Source organism: Deinococcus deserti VCD115 (assembly GCF_000020685.1).
In the GTDB taxonomy this organism is placed as follows: domain Bacteria; phylum Deinococcota; class Deinococci; order Deinococcales; family Deinococcaceae; genus Deinococcus; species Deinococcus deserti.
Map to the genome: position 1 here is coordinate 317,328 of NC_012528.1, position 20,188 is coordinate 337,515.

Below are 20,188 nucleotides of genomic sequence, written 5' to 3' on the forward strand. Positions count from 1 at the left end.
GGCTTCTCCCTGTCACGACCCTTCTGGCCCCTCGCTGTGTCCCAGCAGGACAGCAAGGGGCCGGGTCGAAGAAAACTCGGACAGCAGAAGTGCGATGCCAGCCGTAAGAGGGACGGCAATAATCGCCCCACCGACGCCCCACAGCCAGCCCCAGAACACCACCGAAAACGCCACGACTGTAGGTGAAAGCTTCAACCTGTCGCCCTGCCACTTCGGATTCAGGAGGCTTCCGACGCCCAGCTGAACGACCGTCAACCCCAGAAGGACCAGTGCGCCCTGCGCTGCGCCACCGAACGCAAAGGCAAACAATACAGGAGGCACCACAGACAACAGCGAGCCGATGGTGGGAAAGAATTCCAGAACGAACGTCAGTACTGCCCAGACGAAAGGAAAAGGCAACCCCACCAGGGCGCATATTCCCCAGGTCAGGACGGCAGTGATGAGGCCCGTGACCGTCTGGACCCACATAAACTGTTCGAACTGCCGCCCCATGCGCCCAAAGGCGTCTGTGAGCCGTCGACCGCGCTCAGCGCCAAACGCCTGGACCAACCGCCGACGCCAGGCGTCCGCTTCTGCCAGCAGGAGGACGAGAAACACCAGCAGCAGTCCAGTCAAGCCGAGTGGTGACAGGACGGCTCGAAGGCCGCCAAACACTACTCCCATCACGTTCGATCCGGACGGACTGCCAGACGACAGGCTGTCCGGGAGCCGGATGCCATATCCTTTCAAACGCTCGGCGTATCTGGGCAGGTCCTGAGCGACTACATTTACAGCGTAGACCACGCTACCCAGAATCAGAGCAAGAAACGCCAGAAACAGCAGGATAATGAGGGCCACGCTGAGCCACCGGGGCAGACGTTGCTCAAGTCGGCGCTGAAGAGGCCGGAAGAACAGCGCGATCACAGCACCGAACACCAGAGGCAGCGTAGCGTCCTGGGTAACATGAAGACCACCCAAGGTCAGCAGGACGGCAATAGTGACGATTGCAACCGTCGAGACCGAACCCATCAGCATGACTGATGCCGCCCCTGGTAGACAGAAAGAGTGCCTCGCATTGATCGCAGTTCACCATAGGACTCCCAAAAACCCATTCTGAAAGCCTTGAGCAATCCGCACCAGCCCGCAGGACCCTGAGCCTGCTTTCAAGGTGTGAGCCGTCAATCTGTCGGAAGTGCCTTCCGCGGGTGGACTGTTCAGAAGGGGTCAACAGAGATGCAGGCACCGCCAGGTATTCACCGATCTGCTGCAACTGGTCTGTGGCCACAGGAGTTATCCCAGGATGATTCATTCGATCTGACTTCCCACGGCATTCAGGAATGTCCGAACCTTGGGACCACTCCTGCGACATTGACGACCGGCACGGTGTCGCGTGCCCTGGAGAACGGTTGCACAGGGACCTAACCGGCAGTGGCGACCTGGTACATGTAGTACGCCGCAAAAGCTGCGAAAAATACGGCCGCCAATGCAGTCGCAGCCAACGCCAATCCTGATGGCTGAAGCTCCTGCGGGAGGGCGCGGCGGTTCAGGAGCAGCGTAAGGAGCGCCACGACAGGAATGTGCGCGGCCTCGATGGCTCCTGCGAGCTGGAGCAGGGCGACCGGCTCTCCGAACAACAGGTAGGCACCGATAGGCAGGGCCACCAGCAGCCCCACGACCACACCGCGCCGCATCCATGTACGGTTGACCTCGCTGGCACGTACGCCGAAACCGGTCAGCAGCGTCCGTACGCCACCGCTGAACATCCGCGCAAATCCGTCCTGGGCCGACAGGATGGTGCTACTGAACGTCACCACTACTGCCGTTACCATAAACCAGAAGCCCGCCGGCCCCCAGACGTCTCCAAGCAGCCGTCCCAGGGTGCGTGCCACTTCGCTCTCGTCGGGAACCAGGCCTTCGGGACGCAACAATTCCGTTCCCAGTATCAGGAATGCCACGGCGATAATCAGGGCGCCCACAACTGCGAGCGTATTGGACAGTGTCAGGAATGCAAGCCAGCCCCGCAGCCGACTGCGCTCCGTGTCAGACAGGCTGTGCGGGTCTACTTCCTCTGCGGCGTACGCTGCGCCGTAGCCCCGCGCCTGCACCCAGTAAGAGAACCACACCAGCCCTGCGGCTCCCGCCAGCATGAAGCCGAGCCACGGCACGACTTCTGCAAAGTCCACCCCTGCAGGAAGCTGCGGCGCCAGGCCACCAGCGAGTGCTCCAAGGTCCGGTGTCACACTGATGGCCGTGACGAGCACCGCCAGAGTGATGAGCACGGCGAGCCAGGTGATCACCCGCTCTACGAGCTTGTACTGCCCCAACACAATGACGGTTCCTGCCAGAAGAACGATCCCGATGGACCAGGCCGCCGCACCACCAGACGTAAACAGCGCGCCCGCCGTGCCTGCGGTTCCCGCGAGCCCTGCGACAGTCGCAACGGCCACGACGATCTGCGGCACCAGGATGAACCACAGCGCCCAATGTCTGGGGCCCGGCAGGTTCGCGAAGCCCCGTAGAACATTGCCACCTGTGCACACGGCATATCGCCCCACCTCGCGGTTGATAAACCACTTGAAGGCGACGGCAATCAGCAGCGCCCACAACAGGGTGTACCCGTACTGGGCTGCGATGCGTGGGGTAAACAACAGTTCTCCGGATCCAGCTGCAGACATCATCCACAAAAAGCTCGGGCCAAGCCATTTCAGGCGTTCGCGGCCCTGGGGCGCTTCCGGCACGCGGGAGTGCTCGCTGTCAGGCTGACCGTGAGCGCGGTCATTCATGACGCGACCTTTCGTGACCGGAACAGATAAAGCGGTACTTTACCCGGGCTGGTCTGCCCGCAGGGCGCTCATGCCCTGGCAATGAAGGCCGAATAAACCTGAAGGTGAGGTTGCACGGCCATGGCTCAAACCGCCAATCGTCCTGACGTAAGACATCCAGGACATGATCACCGTCTTTCGGCAAAAAGATTCTCAGCAGGGCAGGCATTCTTGCCAGGACTCCCTGCGCCACTGAAGCTGTCCGCCTGTTCGGTCCAAATTCTGGAGGCCAGGAAATATCCAGAGCACGAGTGGGGCTGATCATAGTCGCCTCTATTGCCGGAAAAGGACAGGGTGATTGGACAGTGTGACAGCTTGGCGCACGACACAGGAGCGATCAGTCAAGCCTGAAAGCTCCTGATCTGCGCCAGGTATAGCGGAAATACAGCACCCAGGCTTTTATTCCTTCTCTACTCCTGTCCCACCTGATTTATGGTTTATCTAAAGTTCGGTTGAAGTGCTATCTACCTTCCATGCAACGCTGATGCCTACGGTAGGCGCAGGGGATCACGGGAACCCAATATTTCCGGTTTACGTGAGGTCAGGCGCTCCAGTGCATTGATCAACCCTGGTCGAGCTATCGGCCTCCATCCTGCACAACCTGGGCGAGTAGGATCAAAGAACTCTGCTGTACTCTTCCGAGGTTTCAGCCGCCATCCGGACCGTACTCGACCTGAAATCATCGGCGACCTGATCACACTGCACGCCCCCGGGCCGGTGCCCGCTACGCCAGAAGGAGAGCGCATGACAGATCCCACGATCGGCTTTCACGCCTCGCACGAGCAGTTCACGCCAGCCGAACTGCTGCGGCTGGTCCGCTTCGCTGAGCAGGCCGGTTTTGGGGCAGGGATGTGTTCCGACCACTTTCACCCTTGGACCCCGGCGCAAGGACAGTCTGGATTTGCCTGGGCCTGGATGGGCGCCGCTCTGCAGGCGACATCGTGGAGTTTTGGAGCCGTCAGTGCACCGGGCCAGCGCTACCACCCGGCTATCCTGGCTCAGGCTGCCGCAACTCTGGCGCAGATGTTTCCTGACCGGTTGTGGTGCGCCCTGGGGTCCGGACAGCACCTCAACGAGCACATTACGGGGCAGCGCTGGCCGACCAAGACCGAGCGTAATGAACGGCTGCTGGAATGCGTACAGATTATGCGGGCACTCTGGCGCGGTGAGACCGTGACGCACCGGGGCCACGTGGTTGTTGAGGAGGCGAAGTTATACACCCTTCCCGCTCGCCCACCGCTGATCGTTGGTGCCGCCCTGACACCGGAGACGGCGCGTTGGGTCGGGTCGTGGGCGGACGCCATGATTACGGTATCCGCCCCCCATGACGAACTGCGCCAGATGGTGGAGGCCTTCCGTGCGGGGGGTGGAGACGGCAAGCCGATGTACCTGCAGGTCCATCTTGCCTATGCACCCACCTCTGAAGAGGCCCTGGCGGCTGCGCATCAACAGTGGCGCGCAAACGTGTTTGGCAGCCCGATCCAGTCGGAGGTCAAAACCCCGGAGCAGTACGAAACGCTGGGCAGCCGTGTTCGTCCGGATGACATGCACGGCGTCGTTCGGATTTCGTCGGACGTTGAGCAGCACCTGACCTGGCTCCGGCAGGACCTGGACCTGGGCTTTGACCACCTGTATCTACATGAAACTGGCCCCCATCAGGAACGCTTTATCGAGGTGTTCGGTCAGCAGGTGCTGCCTCGCCTGAGAGGCGGCTTGACAGCGTTCCCAGCACGCCGCTCTGGTCAGAGCTGAGCAGTGACGGTGCAGCCCAAAGCTGGTGCCAGGACGAAGCTCTTCACCCATACCCAGCGATCGGGGATAGAGAAAGCGGGAATTTATTTCACCTCCGCTGGGCGAAAGGCATTCCACAGCATCTCAAGGTGTCCGGTCTGGATGTCGAACTGACTCCCTGGCCGCAGCAGCCAGTTGACCGACAGCGCATTGACCTGAAAACCACTGAAATGTCACGGCCAGGCAAGCAAAACCTTACGGAACAGCGATGGTGACGCGTGACGCGTCGCCACGACGAGCCCCCTCCACGCCAGATTTGTGGCCGCACCGGCACATGTGGCTGTCGGCGCAGCGTACTGCCGGAGCTTGCACGTTCCTGGCAAGGAGGTCTGGGTGATTGGGGAGGGGCCTGCGACGGGAGAACTCACATACTACTCGGCGAACCTTCCAGCATTTACGTCCTTGAAGCGGCTGGAAAAGGTAATCACGCGGCATACGGGTCTGTGAGAAATCAATCGGAAACCCAAAACTTCGCCGGTGCATAAGGGGCTTCTATGCCAGAAATGCAACGCGCAGCACTTCCCCATCCTGGACGACACACTGGCAACGGCACCACTTCTACCGCAACTCCTAAAGGCGGACGATGGCCTCGAGGTACACCCCCTCTATCAAGAAGATTACAGTGGGAGCCCCCGAAATTATGCGCAGGAGAAAACCACGATCTGGTTCGTTTGCTCGCAATCCTCCATTCGCGCATGGCGGTCACTTTCCTCTTTAGTCCTGCCTCTCCTGAGCGAACGACCCCGTTCTGTAGAGGGACTCCTCTACTGTCCAGGCAGTGGGCACGACCAGCTCGCCAGGATCTGTCCCCGCCAGGGCGGCAAACTGGATTCGGTCCTCAGTGATCTGGTAGATGTTCAGCCAGGGCGTAGGGGCGGTAGGCCCGTTAATCTGGTCGACCACTGCCACATCCACAAAGTGCTGTCCATCAAAAAGACGCAGGCCCCCGGCGACGAGTTGATCGACGAACTGCTGCGTGTCCTGGGGGGTCATGAATCCAACTCGAATGAGGTGAGCATCCGCGCAGGACGACGCGTTGGGCAGAAGGGCATGAAAGGCGTCAAGGCCTCCTTGAAAATGGCTTTCAATTGAGCTGAGTCGCGTGATGACTGTAATTGCTTCGACAAGGACGGCCATGGGTCTATGATGCCTGTTGCGCACGGCGACGGCTCACTTCGGGGTCCGAACGGCGTCGCGGGTCAGCTCGTTGGGGGACTGATTCCATGCTCGATCGCCCAGCGGGCAAGTTCGACGCGGTTACGCAGCTCAAGCTTTTCCAACACGTGTCCAACATGCTTGCTGACAGTCCCCATACTGATGCCCAGCACCTGCGCCACTCGCTTGTCTGACATTCCAGCCGCCACAAGCGCCACGACATCCCTCTCTCTGGACGTCAGGCCTCCCTGCGCCGGGGGAGTTGCTGGCGAATTCCTCTCCAGCGGGAGGTTTAACCAGCGGTCAATCTCCGTACGAAGCTCGGGCAAGGGGAGCTGAGACCCGGCCTGCCACTCCCGCTCGAAGACTCCTTCGCCGAGTGCGGCGCGCAGAAGTTGCTCCTCTGCAACGAACCTCGCTTTGTTCTCCGGCGATGGGGGAAACTGCGTTGTTGCCAGCACAGCGTCCCGCGCGCCCGTCAGGCGAGCAGCAAAGAGGGGCTGCCCAAACACCCGCGCAAGCGTCGAAAGGAGCCACAGACAAGCCCAGTCGAACATTGCGTCTTCCATTCCTGCTCCCAGTTGCCAGGCCCGGCGGCATTCGTCCAAAGCAGCCTGGGGGCGATCCTGGCGCTGGTAAAGCACGGCACGCCACGCACTGTCCCACGCAAGTGCGAACACGTCGCCACGCCGTTCAGCGAGGTCGCGGGCCTTATCGAGAAATTCGGAACCATGTGCTGCATCTCCCTCATTGATGTAGCCAGACCCCAGATTGAACCAGGTTGCGTGCAGCCAGTCCAGGCGACCATAGGCCTCAAAGCGGACCGCCAGATCGAGATGCAGTCGCCGCGCCCCTTCAGTGTCTCCTCGCGTTCCCAGAACGGCCGCCATGCCGTCCAGGGCGAATGCCTCCCCTTCTTCGTCGCCCAGCGCCGCATACAGGTTGAAGCTTTCCTGGAAGTATCGCTCGGCATCATCCAGCCGCGTGGTGACACGAACCGCATGCATCCCAGCCTGGCGGAGGATCAGAGCCTGCATGGCTGGCGCGGCTTTTGCTCCGGGCATAGCGAGCACCTGCGTGATCCACTCCAGAGCAAAGTTGTTCAGGCCTCTTCCGCGCCAGTAGTTGAAGAGCCCCTGGCAAAGGCTGACGGCGTCCTCGAATCGGTCGCGGTGAATGAACCAACGCAGGGCAGCATGCAGGTTGCCGTGCTCGTCCTTGAACCGCGCCATCCACTCTGATTCAAGCGTTTGAATGGACTGCCTCGCCTGCCCGACCAGGCTCAGGTAGAAGTGCGCGTGACGCTCGCGCACCCGCTCAGCATCCGGGTGGCTGTGGAGTTGTTCTTCCGCGAACTCGCGGACAGGTTCCAGCATGGACCAGCGCGCCTCGAGGTGGGCCACCGGACGAAGCAGGCTGTGCTCCACAAGGTGAAGCAAGACCGATCGTCCGTCCTGCTGGCCGGTGACCGTCTCGAACGCTGCCCGTGTGAAGCCCCCCACGAATACCCCGCAGGCGATGAACACGTCCCGTTCAGCTTCCGACAGCAGGTCTGCACTCCAACGCACGGCGTCGCGCAGGGACCGTGCCCGCTCCGGCACATCACGAGGCCCGTCCCCGAGCACCTCCAGCGGCTCAGCCAGCCATTCCACCAGGGCCGCGAGCGGCAATGCGCGTAAGCGGGCTGCAGCAAGCTCGATCGCCAGTGGAATTCCGTCAAGAAGCGTGCACACGTGTTCCACCTGCGTTCGGTTATCGGAGGTCACTTCAAAGTTCGGGTCAACGGTACGTGCCTGCTGCACGAAGAAAGTCACGGCCTCGCTCTCCCCTGCAATCCCGTGGGGCAGCGTGAGCGGCCCGAGGGCAAGTTCGTGCTCATCGCGCAGGTGCAGCACCGCCCGGCTTGTCGAAAGCACCGTAAGATTCTCGGTGTTCACAAGGAGCGTCACGAGGGCCTGCAGGCCAGGCAGCAAGTGCTCAAGGTTGTCCAGGATAAGCAAAGCCCGCATTGTGCCAAGCGTTTCGATAATCCCCTGGAGTGGAGGAATGTTCTGTGGAGCGCGCACGGCTGTGGCAATGGTCGGAAGAAGCAGCGCGGTGTCCCGAATGGGCGCCAGTTCGACGAAGTACACCTGCTCGAAGTGAGGCGCCAGAAGGCGAGCGAGTTCGAGAGCAAGGCGCGTCTTGCCGATGCCGCCTGGGCCACGCAGGTTCAGAAGCCGTACATCTGGCCGGAGGAGCAGTGCCTGCGCAATACGAAGTTCGGACTGGCGGCCAACCAGACGCGGTTGGCGCCCTCCTGCTCCCCAGACGTGGTGACGCTCCCGCCCGTCCATACTTCAGCGTAAATGATTGACCCCACCCTGAGAAGGTGGCTTAGACGCGTGCCAGAGGCATGCTGGTCGAGCCTATGCATCTGTCTGAAGAAGCAGATGAATGAACATTTTCACGTGACCAACGGCGGGTTCAGCCTGCACTGTCACGATCGATTCGATCACATGACTCTTTGCACTCTGCGACTACGGAGCGTCAACCTGTGTGGAAACGTCGGCTCCGTTTAGGCATACCAGGCGCGTTGCAATCTTTCGCCACCGTTAGAACGGTTTTTGATCGACATGGCTGCAAGTCACAAGGGTCACCATAAATTCCAAAAAGGCCGCGCGGATGCGCAGTTCTGACTCAGGCGAAGCACCGTGGCCCGGCTCGGCTGGCCTCATGCAGACGGATGAACGCGTGCCCCGTCCCTGTGCAGGCAGCGCAGTCCTACACAATTTGTTGCTCAGCAGGGCTTGATGCGGCTCAAAGCCTGGCGAAACCCCTTGACAGCGAAGACGTACGTAAGCTCTGACATCCCGAGCCGGGGGATACGCAAGGTCACACGCCTGACCGCGTGCCGGAATGCGTCGACCACCAGCTGGTCATTTTCGAAAGCCACGGATTCCAACAGCCCTTGTCCTGTTTTGGAGAGCATCCCCGATACTTTGAAAGTTTTGAGTTGTTGATCGTCGACCTGATACACCACCAGCGGATACAACTCCATGGCCCGGGCCGCCGGTGACACGAGCGGATTCTTGCCGTGAAAGTACGCCTGCAACACCCTTGCCTCGCAGGCAAAACGCACATAGGTCAGCCCTGTGGTGTCATTTATTTCAAAGATGCGGACCACTCCGCGGTTATCTGTGGTCACCGAATCCTGTGCCGCGAAATAGTCCACTCTGGTACCAGGAATGTTGATGCCTGCGGCCTCGTGCATGCCGGCGACGATCACGCCCAGCATGACCTTGCCCCAGACGGTGTTCATACGGTGAGCATAGCGGTCCCGGACAGTCCGCTTTTCCTGTCATATAACTTCAACAGCACGGCAAACCCAAGCCACGATGGGTCCTTTCCCGAACCTCGTAAACGACCGCTTGCCTCGGCACCCGCCATTCCACCTCACTGCGGCTCAGTTCTGAGCATCACCAGCATCGCGCAGGGCATATCCGACCCCGCGAACCGTCCTGAGTACGCCCGCTCCACCAACCTCCCGTAATTTTGAGCGCAGGTTCGCCATATGCACCTCCACCACGCTGCGGCCTACATCCACCACGCCTGGCCAGAGTTCGGCCACAATCACGTCCCGGCTGTAGACCCGGCCCGGCACCTCTGCAAGCAGTCCCAGCAGTTCAAACTCCTTCGGAGACAGCCGCACTTCACGTCCCTGATAGAGGCACACCTGCTGTTGCAGGTAGAGCTTCAACGCCCCCACGCTCACTTCTCCAGCCTGCTGGTGCTTTCTTAGCTGGACCCGCACGCGGGCCACGAGTTCCTCCGGATGAAACGGCTTGGTGAGGTAATCCGACGCTCCGGCTTCCAGCAGGCCTACCTTGCTCGCCACAGTATCCATGCCGGTCAGCACCACGATCGGTGTCCGGCTGGTCCGGCGCAGGCGCCGGGCAACTTCTGTACCGTGCATATCTGGTAGGCCAAGGTCCAGGATCACCAGGTCAGGCGCTTCAGAACGCGCGCAGGTGAGTCCGGACATTCTGTTTGGTGCTGTGAGCACACGGTATCCGGCGTCTTCAATTTCGGTCGTGAGTATCTGTGCGATGTCCGGGTCGTCTTCGATCACGAGGATGGTCTGCTGCATGCGCTCCTCCCGCGTGTACAGCTTTATGGTACGAAATAACGTTCCAGGCGCAAGTGCAGGCACTCAAGTTCGGTGAGACCCCGCTCTTCACTGATCAGACGCGCAATCTGGGCAAAGCCACCAATGCCGCTGTCACTGACGCCCTATCCTGCAGCATGCCCGACCCATCCGCAGGGGACGCGATTCTTTCGTCTGCCGCCTTCCCTCATCTGGCCTGGACAACCGGTAGGCACGGACACCTGCTCTGGAGCAATCACGCGTGGCTCACCTACACCGGCGCGGAGGCAACCCAGGGAACGGTGTCGTTTGTCGACCTGCTTCAGCCTGAGGATCAGCATCTCATGGCTGTTCAACTCGCGCAACGGGTTCCTTTCGAACTGGAGCTCAGGCTGAGCGACAAAGGCGGCCAACTGCACTGGTTCCGGGTGCATGGTCAGCCTTCAACCCTGGATGGGGGCCCTGCGTGGGTATTCACGGGCGTGAACATCGACGACCTTCAGCAGGAGCGGCAGCGAAGCGCCCAGCTACAGAGCATGATGGACGCGAGCTCCAGCTGCATCAAGATCCTGGACCTGGATTCCCATCTGCTCTCAATGAATGAGGGCGGCATGACCACCATGGAGATCGACGACTTCGATGTCTGCCGTAATCTGCTGTGGCTGGACTTCTGGGAAGGCAATACCCGCACTATGGTCGAGGACGCTCTCGAACGCGCGCGCCGCGGCGAGCACGTATCGTTCGAAGCCAGCCGGACAACATTCAAAGGCACACCGAAATGGTGGCACATCAGCATCTCTCCGCTGTATGACACCGAAGGCCGTGTTCATCAGCTCAGTGCCGTGTCCCGAGACATCACCTCAACCAAAGCAACTCAGGAAGCCGTGGCTGCCCTGGATGCCTTTGTGGCCTTCAGTGAGATCTCGGGCGCCAGCACGGACGTTCTGCTCCTTGCACAGCACGCCAGGGAAGTCCTTCAGGCGACGCTGGGAGACGTCACTGTCGCGTATTACACGCTTGAAGGTGACCTTTGGAAGTGCCGGGTATGGTCGGACAACCTGGCTCCGGAAATCGTGGATGTGCTGACCGCCGGCATTCCCGTGACGGCGCCCAGTTACGCCCAAGCGACACAGACTCTGCAGCCGGTGTTTGTGGCCGGCTGGAACGCCGAAACTCAGGGCGTGTCCAGGACAGAGCAGTACAATGCGGCAGCCTTTTATCCCTGTGTGGTGGACGGCCGTGCTCAGGGGCTGCTGGCGATGGGCATCCAGAAGTCCGGAGACCTCACCGAGCGGGAGCGGGCGGTGTTCCGCTCTGTCGGCCGCAGCCTCACCCTTGCACTGGAACGCGCGGACGTGGCGCAGCGGATTGACGACCAGCGCGCTGAACTTGAGGCGCGTACCCGGGCACTTGAAGGCTTTGCCACCCTGACCAGGGACCTGACCTTGCAACCAGAGCGGGATGCACTCTTCCGCCGGTCGATGGAACTGGTCTTGTCGTTGATCCCCGAAGGCTACGCGCTGTACTACCAGCCGCATGGGGAAAAATGGTGCGCCACAGCTCAGGTCGGCCATGTCCGATCAGCGCCACTTCAGGCGGCCATCGAAGGCGGGTTCCCGGTGGGACAGACCCCCAGCCTGGATATCCCGTGTCAGACAAAGGAAGCGTTGTTTCAGGACGAGTACGACTGCACCAGGGACGTGGAAGCCTCCCTGGTGCAGCACGTCCGCACCGTCGCCTCACTGCCGGTCGTGGTGGGAGGGCACGTTCACGGCATATTCAGTGTGGCACTGTTTGAGCCCCGCCCCTGGAGCGCGGCGGACCGGGCGGTTCTGACCACCACGGTGCACAGTCTGGGTCTCGCGCTGGAAAGTGCGCAGAGCGTGGTTCACCTGGCTGAAGAGCGCCGAAAGCTCGAGGCTGCAAACGAAGAACTCGAGGCATTCGCCTACTCGGTCTCGCATGACCTCCGGACCCCGGTGCGGCACATTGTCGGTTTTGCGACTCTGCTCCGCAAGCATCTCGGCACCGGGCTGGACGACAAGGCAAACCGATATCTTACGGTGATCGACGAGGGCGCCGGACGCATGAATACCCTGATCGACGCCATGCTGGACCTGTCACGGACGTCCCGACTGCCACTGCGCGTCACTCCGGTGGACCTTGAGATCCTGATCGACCGGGTGAAGCTGGACCTGCGGCCGGATCTGGTGGGCCGCGAGGTGTGCTGGAAAGTCAGTCCGTTACCGCTGGTGATGGGAGATCCGGACATGCTGCTTCAGGTGATGGAGAATCTGTTATCCAACGCCTTGAAATACAGCCGGAACCAGAACGTCGCAACAATCGAGGTCTGGGCAGAGGAACGAGAGTGGGACTGGGCGGTGTTCATCCGCGACAATGGCGCAGGCTTCGACCCCCGCTACGGAGACAAGCTGTTCGGAGTCTTTCAGAGACTGCACCGACAGGACGAGTTCGAAGGTGTTGGAGTCGGGCTCGCAAACGTGCGCCGCATTATTCACCGGCATGGAGGCGAAGTCAGTGCGGTGGGACTTCCGGGGCAAGGAGCGACCTTCGGGTTTACCCTGCCCAAACCGTGAGATGTCCCTGACCAGCCTGGCCCAGATGCTCACAACCGTGCCAGCCCGTGACAGACGCAGAAAACTTGCCTATGAGGGGCGTATTTCATGAACCAGGGGAGGCCCTTTGGGAACGATATTCAGGCCTCGGCTGCCCCTTGCAGGCTATACCCCTGCCCCCGGACTGTATGAACCAGCGGGTCTGGATGCAAGCGCAACAACTTGCGGCGGAGGTTACTGATGTGGACATTGACCAGTGGATCACTCTCCAGGCGAACTTCTCCCCACGCTGCGGCAGCAAGGCGCTCGCGGGAAAAGACCTGGTGGGGGTGCTGCATCAGCACAGCAAGAAGTGCACACTCCTGTTTGCTTAACTTTACGAATTCATGGCCTCCACGCACGACCCGCTCGCGGCAATCCAGGGTGAGTGACCCATGGGAGAGCACCTCCGGCGCCCTGGGCTCCTCCTTGCTGGTATTGCCCAGCCCAGCCGACTCTAACCGTGCCAGACGCGCCTCCGCCAGCGCCATCAGGGCGTCTGCGTCCGTAGCGTCTTCCGGCATGCGGGCGATACCCACCTGCACCTGCGCTCCCTTCAGACCACCGGAAAGACCCTGCTGCAGTACGGCCTGAAGGTCATGCATGCCGTCTGTGGAAATCACAGCGTACTCTCTGTCTCCAAGTCTGCACGCGGTCCGGTGTTCTCCTGGTCCGGTCTGCAGCATCAGCGTCAACCAGCGAGCCCACTCGCTGTCCAGGGGGGCACCGCGCACACTCAAGCGCACTAAGGTCAGCTCCAGGGAGTTGAGGTGCGCATGGTGAACGGCTGAGTAAAGCGTGGCCTGGGTTCCAAGGTGGACATCGGGTTTGTCATTGCGGGCCATGTCACGCCGAGCAATGTGCTCCCAGCGGGACAGCAGAATATTCAGGCCTTGCGCAACGGCAGTGAGGAGCTGTCGGTCCTCGGGGCTCCACACAACTGCCTCTCCGCCACGGGCATATGACACGACATGGCGGGCACCTTCTACTGTGGTCAGGGGGAGAAAGGCAGCGCTGCCCACGCCATCACGAATCCAGTCAGAGAATCCAGGTGCAGTGCGCAGATTTTCGAGGAACACCGGGAAGTCCATATCAAGGGTGACATTCGGGAGGCGCGTCCAAGCCGGAGGGTGTTCCCCGGCAAAAGCCTGAACCGGGACTGTCCATGAGGGGGCTTCGGCGCGCATAGACTCACCGCGGGCGTGTAGGGTTACGCTGCAAATATTGGTTGCCTGCGCCACCAGCGGGCCAGTGGCCTGAAGGTAGGCGTCAACGGTCAGATCATAGGCGAGGAGCTGTGTCACTGCCGCAAGGTGTTGCGCGTGATCGGCCGCGCCGGTCATTCGGGTCAGCATCTGCGATTTCGCCTTCGCGTCCCGGGCAAGGGTCAGTTGCGCCAGGCGCAGTTCCAGTTCGTCCATGACCAGCGCTGCGAGGTCCTGCAAGGTTGAACTCTCCTCGTCACTCAGGCCAGTCCGGGGCTGCTCGTCGAGCAGGCATAGCGTTCCGATGCTGTATCCATCGTGTGTCACCAGAGGGGCCCCAGCGTAAAAGCGCAATCCATGTTCGGCCATCACCCCATGCGAAGCAAACCGGTGATTCTGCCTGGCGTCTGGCACCACCATAACCTGAGTAGACTCGATGGTTCGGACGCAGGGAGCATGCTCGCGGGTCAGCGAACCTGTCTTCGTACCAAAACACGCTTTAGCCCAGATCTGCTGTTCGTCAATCAGGTTGATCATGGCGTAGGGAACGCTGAACAGACGAGCCGCAAGGGTCGTCAGTCGGTCAAACGCCGGTTCAGGCAGGGTGTCCACCACGGCGTATCGCGCGAGCACCTCTATGCGCCTGAGTTCGTTGTCCGACAGCGGCTCGTACATAGGACCATCGTACGCGGCAGGTCATGACCGGACTCTCTCACTTCAGCGCCTGGCGAACGAACAGTCGGTCTGAGGCACAGACTGATTCTCTGTCGACCAGAAGTCATTGAATCGAAGTATCGGTGCCCCATGACGCCGGTGAACAGATCAATTGAGGATCAAGCCACCGGGTCTTGGACATACCCGGTCGCAAGAAGGCCAGCCGACAGAAATACCATGGCTTCCTCGATGTATGCCTCCAGGGGAGGCGGTGGGCTTTGAATGGCCCAGGCGGTCGCAGAGCTATAGATCCCGCTGGCCATTAACGTTGCTGTCATATCCCGGCTGATGCGGCGTGAATTACAGCGTTGCTCAGAACCTCGTAGAGCGTCACTGACCAACGTATTGAGCTGCCGCTGAACTTGCAGGTCAACTTGGGCATCCATCTCACAAGGGTGGGCGCGGCGGTCAAGATGTACCTGCGCGAGAAAGACGCACACGCCCTGGAACAGCCGGCGAACATCTTGTATGAACACCTTTCCCGGTGGCAGGGCGTGTGCCGTAAGCACGCTGGCGAAATGCTTTTCGACGAGTTGCACGAAGAGTTCGTGCTTCTCCCGGTAATGCGCATAGAAGGTGGCCCGGTTGATCCCCGCACGTTCTGCAATGTCGTGAACTGTGATGGAGGAATAGGGCCGCTCGCGCAGGAGGGCCTCCAGGGCTTCAAGGATGGCTTGACGTGTCCGCCTGACACGCGGATCCACTCTGGCAGGCACAGGCAACATAAAAAGCCTCCTGTCGTTTACACGACATTTTCCCCCGGTTGTGTCTGGAGTAAACCAGGCATACCGCTCACTCTGTATACGATAAGTGTTGCTCAAGCGCCGCTGATCACACGAGTCCACCGGTGTACACGCCACCACAAGGAGCGCTTTATGACATCCAGCAAGATGGACGCCCGTATCACTGGGGTTCTGTTTATCCTCGCCACAGTCTCTGCTGTGCTTGGGGTTCTTCTCTATGCCCCGCTGCTCAATGACCCGGATTTTCTTCGTTCAGGGCAGTCCCACACTCACCGGGTGATACTTGGTGCGCTGTTCGAATTGATTCTGGCAAGCGCGGCAGTGGGAACAGCGATCACCCTCTTTCCTTATGTCAAGCGCCAGAACGAAAGCCTTGCCCTAGGCTACGTCAGTTTCAGAGTGCTTGAGGCCACCCTGATCATCGTCGGTGTTCTGAGCATGCTCAGTTATCTGACGCTCCGAAATCAATTCATGGCGGCGCCTGCACCGCACCTTCCTTCTTTCCAGACAGTGGGTGGCCTGCTCCTGGCGCTGCATGAGTGGACGTTTCTCCTGGGCCCCAACTTCATGCTGGGCATCAACACCCTGATGTGCGCCTTCTTGCTTCATCAGTCAAGGCTTGTTCCGCGCGGCATCGCAACCCTCGGCCTTGTCGGCGGCGCGCTTATTCTCACGGCGGCGGTACTGGAACTCTTCGGAGTGGTCCGTCAGCTGTCCCCATGGGGTGTCGCTCTGGCCCTTCCAGTTGCCGCCTACGAGATGATTCTGGCCGGATGGCTGATCACAAAGGGGTTCAGACCTACGGCAATTCACCACCTTGAGAGCGGCCCGCAGGCCTCCGGCAGCGCTGCGGCACAGCCAATGCAAACCCTGTACGGGACCGGCAAATAACCTGAATCCAGCGGGGGGTCAGCACAGCCTCCGAACTGGGTTCCAGATGGTTCACGCTGCATTGACAGCGTTGACCCACTGTTCCCGAGCTGAGCACAGCCAGGTGTAGACCTTTTAAGCTCTACACCTGGCTGTGCTCACCGACTTTCCTCTCCAGATCTTCCGGCTGACCAGTGCACAAAACTTCCGGATCATTCAGGACGAATAGGGCCTCAGGAGCATCTGGCCTGTTCTCAGGTTAGCGGGCTGCTCGTGTCGCGACCTCCGCAATACTAGGAAGTCGCACCAGGCCACGCCAGTACGCTTCAATGGTTTTGACAACACGGACAAATTCCTCATAGGTGCTGGGTTTCACGACATAGCCGCTTGCATACCCGTGGTAGGCCCGCTGAATATCGTCCGGGTGATCCGAGGTCGACAGGATCATGACGGGGATACTCCGTAATTCCGGCTGCTGTTTGACGTGCGCCAGGAAATCATGTCCGTTCATGACTGGCATGTTCAGGTCAAGGACCACGAGATCCGGGTAGGTGGCATTCAGGAACTGGTCTTCACGGTTGAGGTATTGGAGGGCCTGCCGCCCGTTCTCTACATGAATGACGTCGACCTCAGCCACAGCGTCTGCGAGAAGATCCTGAAACAGCGCAACGTCTGCCAGTTCATCTTCTACCAACAGCAGCGTGAAGGACTTGCGATTCATGAGCTTCACCATACACTTTACGCCCTAGGCGCTAAAATTGTTAGAAAAGGCTTCAGGTTCGTTCATAGACCCTTATTTCCTTTTCACGGGTACATTCACGCAGTGTTAACGTGAGCGGGATGGACTCCTCTCTGCCATGCTCGGCTACACCGCTGAGTCCATATCCAGTCAAGCGTAGGGACCGGAGCCTGGGCATGCACTCTCTTGACCGCAGGACCGGGCCAAGTGCTGAGAACAGACAGCTCAGGCTGGCGCCGGCCCCTGGAGTCTGCTCCCCTCAAAAACAGTCCGCTGGCCCCAGCTTGCGGAGGCCTCGCTCCCGTCCTCATCTTGTCAAGACCGTTTCTGAGCACAGGGACAAGACCCGTGTCTGACGAACACCTCCTTGCCCCTGCACACCTGGGCGGTCCAGCCATCGACGCATCGAATTGCGCCCGCGAGCCGATTCATATTCCAGGCTCCATACAGCCCCATGGAGCGCTGCTGGTTCTTTCGGTTCATGAGATGTGCATCGTGCAGGTCAGTGCCAACATCCCAGAGTTTTTTGAACGTCCTGCTGAGAGCCTCCTCGGACAACCTCTGGAACTCCTGGTGACCCCAACGTCACTGAGTCCCCTCAAAAAGATGCTGACGCTGGAAGGCAGGACTCACACTTTTCCGGTCACCCTTTTGAAAGGCCTGACATACGACGCCACAGCGCACCTGGCCCAGGGCGTGCTGGTCCTTGAACTTGAGCGTCCGAATTCCCCCGAGGTCGCTGCTGACATTTACCGCGCGACGCAACAGGCCCTGACCGAACTCGACTCTTCCCGAGACGTCCTGGGGCTCTGTGCGACAGCAGCCTCGCAGGTCAGGGAACTCACGGGGTTTGACCGGGTCATGATCTACCGCTTTGCTGAAGACGGCAGCGGCGAGGTCGTCGCTGAGGCGCGGCACAGCGACATCGCAAGCTACCTCGGACATCGTTTTCCAGAGTCGGACATTCCTCGGCAAGCACGTGCGCTCTACCTCAAAAACCTGCTGCGCCTGACTGCTGACGTCAATGCTGGTGTCATACCCCTTGTCCCGCTGCTCAATCCGGTGACGGGCGCTCCTCTTGACATGAGCCTGATGGTATTGCGGAGCACCTCGCCCATGCACGTGCAGTACCTGAAAAATATGGGCGTCACCTCGAGTCTGTCTGTTTCGATCGTTCAGGACGGGCGCCTCTGGGGCCTGATCGCCTGCCACCACACCACTGCCAGAGTCATTCCTCATCAGGTTCGCGCTTCTTGTGAGTTCCTTGGCCGCGTTCTGGCCATGCAACTCGCGGCCAAGCGGGACGCCGAGACCTACCGCTTCCGGGAAAAGCTGAAGCATCGTCATCAACAGATTCTGAACGCCATGATGTCCAGCCGCCTGCCGGTTGAAGCGATCAGGCGTCCCGACCTTGATGTGGTGGGCTTTATGCGGGCAAGCGGATTTGCCGTTCGTCTGGCCGGTCAAGTGGTGACGCTGGGTGAAACGCCTGCGGAGCCTGAACTTCAACACCTGCTGGGCTGGCTGCGCGAGCACCACCCCTCCAGTTTTCACACGAATACCCTGAGTGCCTTCCTTCCGGCAGCCACTGCTTACTCGGATAAAGCAAGTGGAGTGCTGGGTATGAGCGTGTCTGGCCACTGGGAGGAATACCTGTTGTGGTTCCGGCCAGAGATTCCCCAGACGGTAACCTGGGGCGGCAATCCGGCTAAACCGGTGCAATCCGGTGAAGACGGTACGGTTGACCTGACACCTCGGGCTTCTTTCGAGGCGTATGTCCAGCAGGTGCGGCACACGGCCCTGCCATGGCATCCAGGCGAGGTCGCCGAAGCCGAAAGCATGCGGGATGCATTGGTGGAGACGACAAGCGTGCGCCTGACCGCGCTGCAAGAGCATCATCAGCAACTTCAACGCGCACATGATGCCCTTGGGCGGAGCAACGCAGAACTCCAGCGTCGAAACGAGGAGTTGGCGCAGTTTGCGTATGTGGCGTCGCATGATCTGCAAGAACCCCTGCGTATTCTCGGCACCTACAGCGACATTCTCCTCCACCGGTATCAGGGACAGCTCGACGAGCGTGCCCAAGGGTATCTGCGGCACATTGGCGAACAGGTCTTCCGTGCCCGGCAGCTGGTCCGGGATGTTCTCACGCTCTCGAATGTGACCGCTCAACCCCCCCTGACGGATGTGGATCTGAACAGGGTGTGGGAGGACATCAGCCCGACGCTCCCCTGGCCAGCAGATGCCCAGGTAGAGTGTGCCGACCTTCCACACGTCCACGCAAATGTTGCCCAGGTTCAGCAGCTCCTTACAAATGTGTTCGGGAATGCCATTAAGTTCCGCGCGGACCGACCCCTCCGTATCCGCTTTACCGGGGAACAGCGGGGGGAATGGGTGCATCTGGCGATCCGTGACAACGGGATTGGCATCGCCCAGGAGCACGCAGAGCAGGTCTTCGTCATGTTTCAGCGCCTCCAGAGCAGGACCGATCAGCTCACTGGGAACGGAATTGGACTGGCCGTGTGCAAGAAGGTCGTGGAGCGTCATGGCGGGAACATCTGGATTGACGGTCAGGTCGGCGAGGGTACGACGGTCTCGTTTACCCTTCCTGCCGTGTCCACCAAAACCAGGAGCTCGCCTCCCGTAATGACCTGAAGGTTTTCCGGCGGCGCGGCGGCGTGCACCAGAGTGGACGGCGCACCTGTCTCTCCGGCTGCTGAGGGAGGTCAGGCCGTTCGTAATCTTTTCTTATGTCAGTCTGGCGGTTCATGACGTGGTGCCCACCTGTGGTCAGCGAGCAAGGCACAGGGTATGCCCGGACTGCCGAGCGGAACAGCAGCCTGCACCTTGAGGTGCTCACGGTTCGGACCCCTCCACGCGGCCCGGCAGCAACATGGTCTCTGAGGCATGGGACCCCACGCCCAGGTGACCGATGTCTGGCTATGTCCGCGCTTCAACCGACAACTTTCCTGAAGTTCTGACGCGCCGGCACCCATGGAGCGCTCAGTGGTTGTGTTTGGGACTGGTTCCTAACGTGAACAACAGTTACACTAAAGATGGCAAATTGCCATCTTTAGTGGGAATCTTTCGGAGAAAAAATGGCAACCAAAACAAATTCACGTGTTCAGACCCTTATCCGCCACGCTCTAGACGAACAGGCTGCGCGCGGGCATCAGGGAGATTTACCTGAAGGGAAAGTCACCTTGCGTCTGCAGGCCATCGACCTCTACTGGCTGTCTCAGCTTGCGGTACTGATGGACGCCAGCCGCACCCGCGCCGCCTCCCAATTGCTATCAGCCGCTATCCGGGACGCCGCTCACACCGCCGGCCTGCCTACCGAAGGCGAACAGTTCCAGACGAGTTTCCAGGCGTTCCTGAAGCAGGAATTCCCACACGAGACGTCCCCGCCCTCTGACACCTGACTGGAGG

General features: G+C 60.3%; 14 protein-coding genes. 5 read left to right on the plus strand and 9 right to left on the minus strand.

What is annotated here, in order from left to right:
* Positions 1-12: 12 nt before the first annotated feature.
* Positions 13-1,014 (minus strand): AI-2E family transporter, encoded by a 1,002-nt coding sequence (locus tag DEIDE_RS17475; RefSeq protein ID WP_012695059.1) that lies wholly within the window; start codon positions 1,012-1,014, stop codon positions 13-15.
* Positions 1,015-1,397: 383 nt separating this feature from the next.
* On the minus strand, positions 1,398-2,762 hold the full coding sequence (locus DEIDE_RS17480; protein ID WP_041228099.1) for an Nramp family divalent metal transporter: 1,365 nt from the start codon (positions 2,760-2,762) through the stop codon (positions 1,398-1,400).
* 783 nt (positions 2,763-3,545) lie between these two features.
* Between DEIDE_RS17480 and DEIDE_RS17485 the strand changes: the two genes are divergently transcribed.
* A complete protein-coding gene (locus DEIDE_RS17485; RefSeq protein WP_012695062.1) occupies positions 3,546-4,553 on the plus strand; it encodes a TIGR03885 family FMN-dependent LLM class oxidoreductase in 1,008 nt (335 codons plus the stop codon).
* Between the two features lie 753 nt (positions 4,554-5,306).
* Here DEIDE_RS17485 and DEIDE_RS17490 read toward each other — a convergent pair.
* From DEIDE_RS17490 to DEIDE_RS17505, 4 genes are all read right to left on the minus strand, one after another.
* Positions 5,307-5,585 (minus strand): hypothetical protein, encoded by a 279-nt coding sequence (locus DEIDE_RS17490; RefSeq protein WP_162485753.1) that lies wholly within the window; start codon positions 5,583-5,585, stop codon positions 5,307-5,309.
* 206 nt (positions 5,586-5,791) lie between these two features.
* On the minus strand, positions 5,792-8,083 hold the full coding sequence (locus DEIDE_RS17495; RefSeq protein WP_012695063.1) for an ATP-binding protein: 2,292 nt from the start codon (positions 8,081-8,083) through the stop codon (positions 5,792-5,794).
* Positions 8,084-8,526: 443 nt separating this feature from the next.
* Positions 8,527-9,048, minus strand: coding sequence for a hypothetical protein (locus tag DEIDE_RS17500; protein ID WP_041228100.1), 522 nt, complete (start codon positions 9,046-9,048; stop codon positions 8,527-8,529).
* A gap of 144 nt (positions 9,049-9,192) precedes the next feature.
* Positions 9,193-9,876 (minus strand): response regulator transcription factor, encoded by a 684-nt coding sequence (locus DEIDE_RS17505; RefSeq protein WP_012695065.1) that lies wholly within the window; start codon positions 9,874-9,876, stop codon positions 9,193-9,195.
* A gap of 155 nt (positions 9,877-10,031) precedes the next feature.
* Between DEIDE_RS17505 and DEIDE_RS17510 the strand changes: the two genes are divergently transcribed.
* Positions 10,032-12,470: an ATP-binding protein gene (locus DEIDE_RS17510; RefSeq protein WP_162485754.1), complete on the plus strand. Its 2,439-nt coding sequence runs from the start codon at positions 10,032-10,034 to the stop codon at positions 12,468-12,470.
* A 119-nt stretch (positions 12,471-12,589) separates the two neighbouring features.
* On the opposite strand, the gene DEIDE_RS18280 is transcribed toward DEIDE_RS17510, so the two are convergent.
* Together DEIDE_RS18280 and DEIDE_RS17520 are read right to left on the minus strand one after the other, a co-directional pair.
* Positions 12,590-14,368, minus strand: coding sequence for a winged helix-turn-helix domain-containing protein (locus DEIDE_RS18280; protein ID WP_012695067.1), 1,779 nt, complete (start codon positions 14,366-14,368; stop codon positions 12,590-12,592).
* A 158-nt stretch (positions 14,369-14,526) separates the two neighbouring features.
* Positions 14,527-15,132, minus strand: a complete 606-nt coding sequence (locus DEIDE_RS17520) for a TetR/AcrR family transcriptional regulator (protein WP_012695124.1) — start codon at positions 15,130-15,132, stop codon at positions 14,527-14,529.
* Positions 15,133-15,282: 150 nt separating this feature from the next.
* Here DEIDE_RS17520 and DEIDE_RS17525 point away from each other — a divergent pair, with 150 nt between their 5' ends.
* Positions 15,283-16,041: a DUF4386 domain-containing protein gene (locus DEIDE_RS17525; protein ID WP_012695068.1), complete on the plus strand. Its 759-nt coding sequence runs from the start codon at positions 15,283-15,285 to the stop codon at positions 16,039-16,041.
* Between the two features lie 238 nt (positions 16,042-16,279).
* Here the strand turns inward: DEIDE_RS17525 and DEIDE_RS17530 are convergent, their stop codons facing one another.
* A complete protein-coding gene (locus tag DEIDE_RS17530; protein WP_041228101.1) occupies positions 16,280-16,741 on the minus strand; it encodes a response regulator in 462 nt (153 codons plus the stop codon).
* A 366-nt stretch (positions 16,742-17,107) separates the two neighbouring features.
* Between DEIDE_RS17530 and DEIDE_RS17535 the strand changes: the two genes are divergently transcribed.
* Positions 17,108-19,414 carry an ATP-binding protein gene (locus tag DEIDE_RS17535; protein ID WP_012695070.1) on the plus strand — a complete coding sequence of 769 codons (2,307 nt, stop codon included), beginning with the start codon at positions 17,108-17,110 and terminating at the stop codon, positions 19,412-19,414.
* Positions 19,415-19,857: 443 nt separating this feature from the next.
* Positions 19,858-20,181, plus strand: a complete 324-nt coding sequence (locus tag DEIDE_RS17540) for a hypothetical protein (protein WP_162485755.1) — start codon at positions 19,858-19,860, stop codon at positions 20,179-20,181.
* Positions 20,182-20,188 lie beyond the last annotated feature (7 nt).